Raw genomic sequence first — 12230 nt, 5'->3', positions numbered from 1 at the left:
GGCACTTGCACTTACCCTCACCGCCTAAATTCGCACTTAACATATATTATTAAGGAGATCTATGCTTTCCATTCACAATAGCGAACTAAAAACAGTCCTTAGGATGCACAATATTGGGCTTTTAACAATCAGGGCTGATACTGGCAAATTAATTTTAATTATAAAAATTAGCAAAGAAATATTACTAACCATGAAACTGCGCAAAGGATTTAAAGTTTCTTTTGTGGAATATGAGTCAAATGGTGTCCGAGCCCATGCTCTTCTTACACTTATTTACGATATCCCAAGCGAGCCACTTATCCTGACCAATACTCTTTATGACCTACCTCAGTCTAGAGAGTTAATAGAGTTACTGGGGCAAGATGAGTTTCAAGTCTATGGATTTGACGAACATGACCGCGAATTTTTTGGTTTCGTAGCAAAAACTGAGGGCATTGAACGGTTTCGAGAGGTAGAAAAAACACTAATACTACGCCCCCGCCAATCGAATGTCGAATCAGATTTCGAAGACCTCATAAGTACCTGCTACCAAACTGCAAAAAACAATAATGAATACAATACATTTTCCATTGATTTTGTTTCTGCCATTTACCCGGAGTTTAGTTGCTTTATTGATACGACAAAACTTGTTTCTTCACCGTCTAGCGAGCTGAAGCCGCAGCATTATACGCTAGTACGCAAAGAGCCAGGCGACCAACAAGAGCTGGATATTTTTCTTTTACTGGAAAAAATATTCTGTGACGATGACATATTTCTAAACCCCATTAAACTGGATAATGGTGAAGAATTTTGCGACATATTAGTTATCACTGAAAAACACGTGCTTATTATTCAGGCAAAAGACAGCCCTAATACAGAGGCTTCGCTCTCAACATCGATTGAACGCAAAAAGAAAAAAACCTTAAGCCATCTTGATAAGGCCATCCGACAGTTGACTGGCGCTATAACCCATGCAAAAAACAATAGGATTTTAAAGTTCAAGCGAAAAGACTCCCCCATCGAAATTGATCTTCTTGATCGGGAATTCGTCGGCCTAGCGATAGTTAAGGAATTATTTGATGAAGATAGGATGACTTATATGGAGAAATTAATTGAACCTCACAGATCTACCGGCACTCCCTGCTCAGTTTTAAGCTATATGGATCTCCATACTTATTCCTGCTATGTTGATTCGACGTTGTTCTTTGAGGTTTTAGGGGCGTCGCATGCGGAAGGAGTAAAGCGAGGCGTCATGCTCAAGACGAAGTTTAAGAACAAAGAGTAACCATCATTAAGCATTCTGATCTGACTGGAAGCCTAATGGCTTCCAGCTTAAACCGCGTACAGATTTGGTTAAATAAAGATCGGCTTAGGGATCTCAATAAGTGTACTCTGCATTTTGCTCCGTGATCACCTTAGTTAATAATAAAAGATGTGAATTTTAGGGGCCGATCATGAAGCACTGTCTACCTAAGCTTACTGCGTACCAGTGCGCACCCACTATCTTAATTTTCATAGAGCCGTTGTAAAGAATAGCCGCTAAACCTGAGGGGTCGCCAGTATAAACAAACCAGTCCGGCAGCCCGCTCTATGGATTTTAATGATAAAGCAAGATAGTTGATTCTGACACAAAATATAGTAAAAATCACCTAAACTCCGTTACTGCTCATCCTATGCACTGAGCGAACCATGGGTTCAAGATCGTCTCTCAAGTTGAATTTCAACGCATTTGATCATGGCCTTGTTCAGCTCAATTGATAACAGCTGAACCTCGGAAAAGGTCTTGTAATTTCCAATAGTTAGATTATTGATCTCTATCAAATGGAGCCTCCGGTCCCGGAGGGTTTCATTCAATGTCTTTTCTTTCTTTTCTTTTGCTTTCATATAGGCAACTCCATTCGCTTCCACTGGGGAAATAGGTGGATGCCGAGCGTATTCTCATCTATTGCCGTTATACGCTCGGCACCTTATCAAGACGCGTTATCGACTTGCGTGCCCCCTATGATCTGCATGTCGATGATCTGCGAAGGAGAAAAGCTTCTGCTCAGCTTCGCAATGTCTTGAGCGTCCCAAGACGTAAATCCTTCTGTCTGGCTACCCACTTTGAAGCCCAGGAATGCCATCTGCTCGTGCCCCATGTAGCATTTCGCTGCATACAGCTGTGCCCCTACGTCCAAAAGTTGCTTCGCCGATACATCCCACTGTTCCTCAAGGCGCTCTTTAACCAACAGAACTGCTGAGCGCTCCGCTTTAAGAATACTCTGAACTGCCTCCTCGATGTGCGTATCAATGGTCTCGATTTCTTGCTCCATCGCAGTGAGAATCAAGGCTTGTCGACGTTGTTGCTCCATCGCTGAGTTCAACGTCTTCGCCGCCTTTTGTGTGTCATCGGCTGCTTTCTTCTCACCCTCAACGTCGCCCCATGCAACTGCCTGGGCGTAGGCGCGCGCAGCCTGCTCCTCGGACTGGCGGGCATCAGCAATTATCTTTTCGGACTGGCTCTTAATTTCTGCCAACCGCGTGTAGAGGGCTTGCCGCTTCCCTTCCAGATCAACTTTGTCGGCTGACCAGCTTTCCATAGTTTCTTTGTATCCTGCCATCAGCTCGGAGCTGTTTGCTTTTCGGTCGTACCATGCAATGTCCTGATCGATGAGGGTAATTTTGAATTCAATGGTGTCGACTTTGGAGTTTGCCTCTCGCAGGCGAATTTGTAGTTCATCGCCGGCGGAAGTTACCGCGAAATCCGGGTCACTCAGAAGCCCTTCCCACTGAGCGATTTGCTCTTTGAGCTCGTGGAGTTCTGCTTGGTGTTGGCAGCGTTCTGTGTTCAGTTGTTCAAGACTTTTCATTCATTTGTCATCCATAAAATTGAGGTATCAATTGAACGGCTGGCGAGGCCGGACACGCCGGCGTAAGCCTCATATGCGAGGGCTACTATTAAGCAGCCTCAGCCTCAGCCAGCGGAGCCTCGGTACTCGGCTCACTGAGCACCACATAACAGCGCTGCATCCCCATGCCTGGCAATCTCACAGTGCACGAAGCCTTTCCGTCCTTACCGCTCTGTAGAACGCCTCGCTCTATCAGCTCGCGGTTGACGGCCGTTATGTTCATTCCACGGAACACCTCAGAACGCCACGCCTCCGGAAGCACGTAGTAGGTGATGGTCGTGTGCATGGTGTCGCCCATGCCGTGCTCCATGGTTTTGCGGAAGCCCAAACGGTCGATCGTGCGAGGGCCGTGCTCATCGATCTTCGCGGCGATGGACTCCCACCGTGTGAATCGGCTCTCACCGAAGCGCTCAATGATTTGGCGTAGGCGCGCCATAATGGCTTCCCCCTCCATGTTCCCAGCACCGCCGCGCTCCGCCAGCCAGGCGTGCAGACAAACGCGAGCTGCCGTAAGCGCAGCGCCGTCCGGCCAGCCGGTCACGCCCAAAGCAGTGGCGAGCTCGCCCGCTGCGCCGGCCAAGCCGAAGCGCAGAGCAGCACGCTGGACCTGCCCACTTGCTGATGCTGGGAGGTTCTGTGCGATGAACTGCTCGACAGTACGACGCATGATGCTCACCAGACCGGGAAGCTTGCCGGGAGCGCACAGGGCCTCTAGGAATGCAGTGAGCGGCGTACCGTAAAACTTACTCACCCGCAGTTTGAGCGCATCTGAAAGCGATGCGGCATCCTCAAATCCGCACAGGGTGTCGAACATCCCCAGCCCCTTGGTGGCGTTCGCCGGTACCGCCAGCATGCGAACCTCCATGCCAGCCTTGAGCTCTTTGTTGGCTTCGGCCATGTGCTGCGCCAGCGTCTTCTCACCGGTCGAAAGAAACAGCAGGCGCCATTCCTGTACGGTACGGCCTGCTTGTCCTCGATCATTCGCCCGAGCTTTGCCGGTGCCGTTACCGAGCATGTAGACGGTTTCGCCGATAATGCGAGCGTCGCACATGCCGATTTCATCCAGGATCAGAAGTCCATCAGAGTGCGCAGCAGCGATTGACTCCAGGGCGTTATCGGTCGACCTCCAAGACCGTACCAATCGTGGTCCGCCATATACTGAAGCGGCCACCTGCAAGTGCGTGGTCTTCCCGCCGGAACTGTCACCGTAAAGGTGAAAACCGCCGGACTCGTGCCCCAGCAGATGAAGCAAGGGGCCGGCAAAAGCCGTGCTGACCACAAACGCCAAGCGGTGATTACCGACACAAAGGGCGCCGATCTGGCTCTGCCACTGCTCTAGGGTGCCCGCCTCGTTGATTGGTGGGAGCTGGGCTCCAGCGTCATAGAAATGCAGGTGCTCGCCGTGCTGGCCAACCTGACGATCAGGCAGAAGGAATGCATTGTTGTGCCAGCCCAAACGGGTAACCAGTCGTGCGCGCTGCGAGCTATCAAAACCCTGCAGGTAGCTCTGCAGGTCGTTACGCGCATGCCTCCCTGACCTAGAGCCGGCCAGGCGCAGCCCCATGTCGACCAGTGGCCCCAAGACGTCTTTACCGAAATCGCCGGTCATAGTGCGCGCCGGGATGTTCCAACGTTTCTTTTCACCGTCAGGGTCGTCGAACTCGACAAGCAGACCCCAGTTGTGGCCCTTCTCGTCGCGGGTACGCGCGAGAATTTCAAGAGGCGAACATACGGGGCGGGCCTCACCATCTTCGGTGGCGTAAAACACGCCTTCATCTGTCAGGCGGAACCCAATCGGGAGTAGATCCCGACTGGCGCGAGCCTTCCCTTTCTCCGCTTTGCTTGGCTTCGCATTGACCACCTCGACAACCGATGGAGTGCTCTGGTTCGAAGCGCCGAACAGCTCCCCGGTTCCAGCAAGCAATGCGAAATGCGCAGCAGTCCACCCTTCCTCCAGTGCATCGGCGGCGTCATCACCGTCACCCCATCGTCCACCTTTGGTGAAGCTCGGTGTTTCGCCGTTGAGCACAGGCTTGCGCTTGAACACTGCTAGCTCGATGGTTTGAACTGCACAACCAATTTCCGCCAGTTTGGTGGCTATTGCCTTCATGCACTTGGTGCCGCTGTCATCGTTATCGGGCCACAAGAGCACCGCACGGCCCTGCAAGGGGGTGAAGTCCGCCTTGTGCCAAGAGTTGGAGCCGTTTGGCCAGCAGGTGGCCACGTGACTGGGTAGAAGCACCTGCGCTGCATCAGCGGCCTTCTCGCCCTCGCACAGAATTACTGGCGCGTCTGGCTTCTTATCCAGCTCGTCCAGGCGTAACAGTGGGCGTGGCTCAGCCAGCCCCTGCCAGCGCCATTGAGCCGGTCCCTGCGCGCCACGCGTGCACCACGTGAGCGGTGCAAATACCTTCTTGGCGGGCTCTTCTGGATTACCGGCGACGTCGAAGCGATAGAGAACCATCAAGGGCTCGCCTTGGCTGTTGCGGTAACACCAAACTTTCGACGGAACCCCATGCTGTCGGTGCTTGCTTGGGCATTTGGTCATCGCCTCAGCGGGGATCGGTAATACCGCCTGCCATTCAGCAGCGGCGGGCTTTTTCGCCGACTGAGCCGACATAGCCGTACGGGGATCAATACGTAGAAACTCGATGAGCTTCTGGCATGCATCAACATCGGAGCAGCTTTCGAGATAGCGCACTAGGTCGATCAAATCGCCGCCTTTGTCGCCCGTGGCAAAGTCAGCCCATGTCCCCTTGGTCAGGCTGATTTTCAAAGAACCGGCGTGCTTGTCATTCCGAGTGGGGTTCGGTGCGGTGTACTCCTTACCGCCGTCTACCCGTTTACCGCCTGGCAACCAGTTAGAAAGGACTTGGTCGATTGACTTGAGGGAGGCGTGTTTGACTTCGGAAAAGCTGGGGCGCTTGCTCATTTGCCCGCTCCATGCACCAGCTGGTACGTGGACTTATCGCCGTGCAAAGCCAGCGACCGAATCAGTCCCACTGTCCCTTGGACGTCCCAAATAACATTCGCTATTACTGAGTCAGACAACCTCTCAACATCCGGACCGGAATTGAACTGTGCCATGAGCAAGTGCAAAACGGCGTCGACGCGGGAACAAGCCGCAGTGATGGCATCAATTGGCACACCGGCAGCGTTGGTGGCGCATACGGATAGAAGGTCTTCGGGGAGACGCCCCTCAAGCCCCTTGGATGCAGATAATTTCATTGCGCCCCCCCGACGGTTTCCAGGGAGCGAGCAATGCTCATATGTCGGTTGTAGCGTGCGAGGCGAGTGGCAAGGCTGGAGTTTGCGTGTAGAGCGGCGAGAGCCATTGCCCGGTGGGCGGCGGCGCGAACTTTGGACGGATTGAGGGCGTGCATGTGAAGCTCCTATTGTTGAGGAGCTGCCACGAATCGTCGCCAAACGATTAAGGGTGGCAGCTGTACGCGGGTTGGCGAACCGGGACAATAGGAACCCGGCAGACCCGAAGGTCTCCCACGCACAGCCGCCATAACGCAGACATGCGGGCACAAAAAAAGCGCCAGCAATCGATATGGGGGCGCCTGTGCGCCTATTGTTTCTCGGGTCGCCAAACCCGGTCACTGAATTTGCAGCGACGGACGCAGCATAGCGGCTCGATTTGATAAGAGCAATACGCGGGGCTTGCGCGAACACGCACGACGACATAGTTTGAGGGGGCATACGAATTACCTCTAACGCCTCCGGTTGCAGCCGGGGGCGTTTTCGTTTGAGCAGTGAGGCCGGTGCTGTCAGTTGCCCGATGTCTGTGGGATCGCTTCGCCTTTCAGCCAGGCAAAGATCCTTGCGTCTTCCTTGCAACGGCGGCGGTACTCTTCAGTGAGCCACTCTCCACGTTTTGCAACGCATTCAGCCACGAAGGAATCCAGATCTGTCTGGTCTCGTCCGAGCGCATGGCTTTGTTCGCTGGTGACTTGCTCTTGCACCAGGTCATTCGCTACCCAAACGTCCCAAACCTCGGGATCGTTCGAATAGGGATAGCTCTCATCGGTGAACCAGTAGGTAACCCATTCGGCCAGCTGGCACGATGTGAGGCACGAGCGGCGCTGTTTATCCATCGCGAAGGGCCCATCACCGTGAATGGTGGAGAACTCGCGACGCACCTCATGCTTTCGCAGGAAGGCGGGCATCTCCCAAGGATTAGCGCGGAGCGGAATGGCTAGGCCATCAGGGTTGAAAAAGAACGCCTCTTGGGATTGGCCGTTCCAACTCACGCCAGCAATGATTCGGTGCCGCCAATTGATGTCCCCAGGTTTGTAGAGGCAGAACGCTGCACCATATGGATCATGGAATGGGCCAGTGAAGTGATAGCGGCGCACGCTCATGCTGCCACCCGATCACGAGCCTGAATGCGGCTACGCGTCCATGCTTGAACCTCGGAAAGAACCCAGGCTACGGGGGCGCCTCGGGCGGTGCTGTTGCTCAGCTTCACTGGCAGCGGGAAGCCACTCTCGGCCTGCTGCATCAGCTTGTAGATCGTGGGACGGGCCAACCCTACGATGGCCATCACCTCAGTGATGCGTATCAGAGTGGTCTGTGGGTCGCGCTTAGAATGGAGGGAGGTTGCTGCGGAGAAAGTGGTCATAGTCGTGCCTATATCTACAGAGACAGGCACAGACTAAAAACTCAAAAACGAATCAACACGGTCCGCTCGTTTTTCTTTTTTTCCTAGGACCGTACTCTCCCAGCACTCTGAGATTTTCCCTAATCGTGTCCCGCGTCCCGAGTCCCTCTAAACCGACAAGCATGGACAGCAGCGCCTTAGGCTCAATTTTAGGATGGGCCTTCTTGATGCGCTCAACGGCGGCGCGGGTGAGCTCCCGTTTCTTCGCCTTTCCATCTTGAGTAGCGGTACCTAGCCGACTGTTCCCCTTGCCAGCCAAGCGAGCCCTCTCGGAGTTTTTCACGGTGTAGATTTTGTCGATCATCGTCGGGAAAAAACTACCTGGCTGAAGTGTCCCAGAGCTCAACGCGACTTCAGACTGGCGATGAAGGTCAGCAAGCATCAAAACCTTTTCCGATTCAGCCACCCACTGGGCAAAGCTCTCTCTCACCTCAGCTTCCCTGCCCGGTTGGGTACGACGTTGGCGGTCAACCATGGTTTGGAAAAACTCGGGATCATTCAGCCTTAGGTATTCGGCTAAGTCAGGGTTGATGTCGTACACATTGAGCTCAACATTCACCAGCCAATCAGCCAGCATCTGAATAGCGTCCAGCGCTTGCGCGAAGGCGTAGCTGGCCGCCATTCGAGAGCTAGGAATAGCTTTAACTTGACCTAGCACCTCACGCACTACATCCGGCAGCGAAAGCGACTGGGCATAGCACAATCGCTCGTAAATATGATCTCGCTGCCTGAACGTCTCATGGATTACCCGCCTTGCTTGACTGGAATACCCCAGGCCTTCCTCGAGCCAATATGACGCTGCCTCGTTTATCACATCGAATGCATGGCGAAAGTGCTCACGAAATTCAGGGAAAAGTGCAGCTTCCGCTACAGCATCCTCCATCACCTGGATCTCATCGAGCAGGCTACTGATGTCAGTATTCGCAAGCTCGAACGTGAATTGCTCCACCTCATTTTGGGACCAGATCACACCCCACGCCCCCTTGATCGAAAAATGAGCCTGCGCCACAGATGATCGCTAAGATGCCGACAGGGACGACAGGCAACAGTAGTGCGAAACACCATATTGCGCTGATACACCTGCTTGTCTGCGTGGGCCAGCGATGTGTTACCAGTCCGAAGGCTAGGATTTTCAACGGTTCCACCAGCCTCGAAACACGGGTTACACATGAAACACCCCAATTGGCGGCTACGATCCACGAGCATTGACGACCGTAACGCATCGCGGGCTCTCGATGCCTCATGCGTTTCTTGAAGTCTCAAATGTCGCTCGCTACAGCATCTCGGTGGGCAAAGTCGTACGGAGTGATCGCTTCCACTCGATTGGCGTCCAAATAATCTGCCCACCACTGCACCATGAGCCTTCGCTCCTGAATGTGTTCTGCTTTGTGGATATACGCTGCGCGCACCGTGTTTCGCTCCTGATGACTCATCTGTCGTTCGACGGCGTCTTTACTCCACAACCCCGACTCAACTAGTGCTGAACAAGCCATTGTCCTGAAACCGTGGCCGCAAACCTCTGACTTCGTGTCATACCCCATGCGTCGAAGGGCCTTGTTGACGGTGTTTTCGCTCATGGGTTTCCAGTGATGGTGATCACCTGCAAATACCAAGTCGAATCGGCCGGTGAGCTCGCGGATTCGTTCCAAGACACCAACTGACTGGCGACTGAGCGGAACCAAGTGTGGTGTACTCATCTTCGAGCCGCGATGGGAGTTCTTTACGCCCTCGATAGGCGCTCGCTCACCAGGGATTTCCCACATCAACCTCCCCATGTCGATCTCTCCCCAGCGAGCGAATCGGAGCTCACTGGAGCGGATAAACACCAGCAAGGTCAGCTGCACCGCGAGCTTGGTCAAGCCGCGCCCGCTGTCGGCATCTATCCGGTGGAGAAGCTCAGGTAAGCGCTCGAATGGCAAAGCAGGCCGGTGCGCTGTTTTGCGGGTAGCCGTGGCGCCTTGCAGATCGATGGCAGGGTTGAAATCCAGATGGCCATGCTGCACCGCCATACGGAGGATGCCCGTCATGTACTGGCGCAGGCGTGCAGCCGTATCCAAGGTATCCCGCTTTTCCGCCGCTTTCAGCGGAACTAGTAGATCCCGTGTTTTGAGCTCCGCGACCGGACGATCACCGAGAGTGGGCAACAGGTGGGATTCAATGCGTCGCCACACGGTGGAGGCATGACCAGGTGTCCACTTACGAGCGCAGGCCGCGTGCCATTCCTGAGCAATCAAACGGAATGTATTCGCCCGAGCGTTAGCCGCTTCCTGTTTGTCCAAGCGCGCCTGCTCGATGGGGTCTTTCCCAGCAGCCAGTAGCTCAAGCGCCTGAGCGCGTCGCTCCCTGGCCGCTTTCAAGCCGAGCGCCGGATAGTTGCCAAACGTAGCTAAACCATCACGGCCATCAGGTTTGGTGTACTTCATACGCCAAGTCTTGACCCCTGACGGCTTCACCAGCAGGTAGAGGCCTTTACCATCGAACAGCTTGTAATCCTTCTCCCGAGGCTTGGCCGCATCACATTTAGGATCGGTGAGAGGCACCACTGTGCGCGCCATAGGGATACGTTTCCTTGTCGAACCGAGATATCCCTAACCATATCCCTAAATCACGTAGATGCCCAGAGACAAAACGAGACAGACAGAAACAACAAAGCCCGCACTAGGCGGGCTTTGCTGGGTGTTTCGTAGACAGTCATAGACTTCTGGAAACTGGTCTCTGGTGCCGGAGACAGGAATCGAACCTGCGACCTTCGCGTTACGAGTGCGCTGCTCTACCGACTGAGCTACACCGGCGTGTAGCGCAACGTACCACTGCCGCACCCGTTACGCAAACCCCTGTTTCCCCTCGTTTATTGCCCTACCCTCAAGCCCCTTTGCAACCACTCGGCGCGAGGTCTTCCTCGATGTTGGTGGTGCAGCCCCACCCAGTAGCCGAGCGGGTCAGGGTCAGGGCTTTGCCAACCACGGTGGCCGGTGCATCCACCAGTGTGCACACAATGCTCCCGGTGCCGGCAGCTGCGTTGCCGCTGGCGGTAATCGCGCAATGCGCTGTCGCCGGTTGCCCACCCAGCGCGCCTACATCCGCCACATCCTTGCCTTCATTCAAGCGCAGGTCCATGGCTGTCTTCAGCGCTGAAATCTCCAGCAACCCGGCTGCGGCCTTGGTGCGGGACTGGTGGTTGGTGTACATCGGTATGGCGATGGTCGCCAGAATGCCGATGATCGCGACAACGATCATCAGTTCGATCAGGGTGATACCGCGTTGCCCTTTCATGAACGTTTTCCTTGTTTGATACGCATACACATTGGGGTCACTCTCGGCCCCAGGCTGGCAGCGGCGCAGTAGGCCTGAACAGACACCTTTTGTCACCCCTGCCCGCCTGGGCGTCATCTTCGCTGAACTACTCTAGTGAGCATCAGGGAAGCACGCCCTCTCATGGACACGGCAAGCTGTTTCGAGGCTTGTCGTGCGGGCAAAAAAGGACCTTTGCATGAACCCTTCGATACGTCTTTACGCCTGGCAGGGCACCAACGCTGATGGCCTGGCCGTCAGTGGGCAAATGGCTGGGCGCAGCCCGGCTTATGTGCGCGCCGGGTTGCTGCGCCAGGGCATTCTGGTGGCGCGTTTGCGGCCTGCTGGGCGGGCGTGGCGTTGGCCGAAGCGGCGGGAGAAAACCGACCCGGCGGGTTTCAGCCGGCAGCTGGCGACTTTGCTGAAAGCCGGGGTGCCGCTGCTGCAGGCGTTCGAGGTGATGGGGCGCAGTGGCTGTGATGCGGCGCAGGAGGCGTTGCTGGCTCGATTGAAACAGGATGTGGCATCGGGGCTGGGGCTGGCGGATGCGTTGCAGCGCCACCCGGGGTGGTTCGATACGTTGTACTGCAACCTGGTGCGGGTGGGTGAGCAGTCCGGCACGCTCGACCGGCAGCTGGAGCAGTTGGCGGGCATGCTGGAACAGCGCTTGGCCCTGCACAAGAAGTTGCGCAAGGCGATGATCTACCCGCTGCTGTTGTTGCTGACCGGGTTGGGCGTTTCGGCGGTTTTGTTACTGGAGGTGATCCCGCAGTTTCAGAGCCTGTTCGCGGGGTTTGATGCGGCACTGCCGGCCTTTACCCAGTGGGTGATCGACTTGTCCACAGGGCTGGGGCGTCATGCACCGGTGTTGCTGGTAAGTGCGGTGCTGTTGGCTGTGGCTGGGCGTGAGCTTTACCGCAAGCACAGGCCGGCGCGCTTGTGGATAACTCAGCGGGTGCTGGGCCTACCGGTGTTCGGCAAGCTGCTGGGGCAGGCGGCGCTGGCGCGTTTTGCGCGCAGCCTGGCAACGTCTTATGCCGCTGGGGTGCCGCTGCTGGATGCCTTGGGTACGGTGGCCAAGGCCAGTGGTGGCGAGCTGCATCAACAGGCGATCCAGCGCTTGCGCCAAGGCATGGCCAATGGGCAGGGGCTGAACCAGGCGATGGCGGCAGAGTCGCTGTTCCCGCCCTTGTTGGTGCAGCTGGTGGCCATCGGTGAGTCCAGTGGCACGCTGGACCAGATGCTGGAAAAAGCCGCCAGCCACTACGAGGAACAGGTCAGCCAGGCGCTGGACCAGTTGACCAGCCTGCTGGAGCCGGCCATCGTGCTGGTCCTGGGCCTGCTGGTTGGCGGCCTGGTGGTGGCGATGTACCTGCCGATCTTCCAGCTGGGTAGCTTGATCTGAA

General features: G+C 55.4%; 9 protein-coding genes and 1 tRNA gene. 2 read left to right on the top strand and 8 right to left on the bottom strand.

Annotation, left to right across the window (positions count from 1 at the left end):
• Positions 1-61 precede the first annotated feature (61 nt).
• Positions 62-1264 (top strand): hypothetical protein, encoded by a 1203-nt coding sequence (locus tag CKW22_RS08195; RefSeq protein ID WP_095063994.1) that lies wholly within the window; start codon positions 62-64, stop codon positions 1262-1264.
• A gap of 685 nt (positions 1265-1949) precedes the next feature.
• Here CKW22_RS08195 and CKW22_RS08185 read toward each other — a convergent pair.
• The 8 genes from CKW22_RS08185 to CKW22_RS08145 form a co-directional block, all read right to left on the bottom strand.
• Entirely contained in the window at positions 1950-2828 is an 879-nt protein-coding gene (locus CKW22_RS08185; protein WP_095063992.1) for a chromosome segregation protein SMC, read from the bottom strand.
• A gap of 88 nt (positions 2829-2916) precedes the next feature.
• A complete protein-coding gene (locus tag CKW22_RS08180; protein WP_095063991.1) occupies positions 2917-5799 on the bottom strand; it encodes a DUF927 domain-containing protein in 2883 nt (960 codons plus the stop codon).
• An 841-nt stretch (positions 5800-6640) separates the two neighbouring features.
• A complete protein-coding gene (locus tag CKW22_RS08170) occupies positions 6641-7234 on the bottom strand; it encodes a hypothetical protein (RefSeq protein WP_095063989.1) in 594 nt (197 codons plus the stop codon).
• Positions 7231-7494 carry an AlpA family transcriptional regulator gene (locus CKW22_RS08165; protein WP_056795289.1) on the bottom strand — a complete coding sequence of 88 codons (264 nt, stop codon included), beginning with the start codon at positions 7492-7494 and terminating at the stop codon, positions 7231-7233. The genes CKW22_RS08170 and CKW22_RS08165 overlap by 4 nt, the downstream gene beginning before the upstream one ends.
• A gap of 52 nt (positions 7495-7546) precedes the next feature.
• Complete coding sequence (locus CKW22_RS08160; RefSeq protein WP_095063988.1) at positions 7547-8503, bottom strand: hypothetical protein; 957 nt, start codon at positions 8501-8503, stop codon at positions 7547-7549.
• 289 nt (positions 8504-8792) lie between these two features.
• Positions 8793-10088, bottom strand: coding sequence for an integrase arm-type DNA-binding domain-containing protein (locus tag CKW22_RS08155; protein WP_095063987.1), 1296 nt, complete (start codon positions 10086-10088; stop codon positions 8793-8795).
• A gap of 161 nt (positions 10089-10249) precedes the next feature.
• Positions 10250-10325, bottom strand: a tRNA-Thr gene (locus CKW22_RS08150).
• A 70-nt stretch (positions 10326-10395) separates the two neighbouring features.
• Positions 10396-10806 (bottom strand): pilin, encoded by a 411-nt coding sequence (locus tag CKW22_RS08145; protein ID WP_033701422.1) that lies wholly within the window; start codon positions 10804-10806, stop codon positions 10396-10398.
• Between the two features lie 217 nt (positions 10807-11023).
• Here CKW22_RS08145 and CKW22_RS08140 point away from each other — a divergent pair, with 217 nt between their 5' ends.
• Entirely contained in the window at positions 11024-12229 is a 1206-nt protein-coding gene (locus tag CKW22_RS08140; protein ID WP_095063986.1) for a type II secretion system F family protein, read from the top strand.
• Position 12230: the final 1 nt, after the last annotated feature.

Source organism: Pseudomonas sp. Irchel s3f19, from assembly GCF_900187555.1.
Taxonomy (GTDB): domain Bacteria; phylum Pseudomonadota; class Gammaproteobacteria; order Pseudomonadales; family Pseudomonadaceae; genus Aquipseudomonas; species Aquipseudomonas capeferrum.
This window is presented reverse-complemented; position numbering and strand designations above follow the sequence as displayed.

Excerpts from the sequence above, each read along its gene's own strand:
- CKW22_RS08145 (WP_033701422.1), bottom strand. The coding sequence starts at position 10,806 with ATGAAAGGGCAACGCGGTATCACCCTGATCGAACTGATGATCGTTGTC.
- CKW22_RS08165 (WP_056795289.1), bottom strand. The coding sequence starts at position 7,494 with ATGACCACTTTCTCCGCAGCAACCTCCCTCCATTCTAAGCGCGACCCA.
- CKW22_RS08180 (WP_095063991.1), bottom strand. The coding sequence starts at position 5,799 with ATGAGCAAGCGCCCCAGCTTTTCCGAAGTCAAACACGCCTCCCTCAAG.
- CKW22_RS08155 (WP_095063987.1), bottom strand. The coding sequence starts at position 10,088 with ATGGCGCGCACAGTGGTGCCTCTCACCGATCCTAAATGTGATGCGGCC.
- CKW22_RS08185 (WP_095063992.1), bottom strand. The coding sequence starts at position 2,828 with ATGAAAAGTCTTGAACAACTGAACACAGAACGCTGCCAACACCAAGCA.
- CKW22_RS08195 (WP_095063994.1), top strand. The coding sequence starts at position 62 with ATGCTTTCCATTCACAATAGCGAACTAAAAACAGTCCTTAGGATGCAC.
- CKW22_RS08170 (WP_095063989.1), bottom strand. The coding sequence starts at position 7,234 with ATGAGCGTGCGCCGCTATCACTTCACTGGCCCATTCCATGATCCATAT.
- CKW22_RS08140 (WP_095063986.1), top strand. The coding sequence starts at position 11,024 with ATGAACCCTTCGATACGTCTTTACGCCTGGCAGGGCACCAACGCTGAT.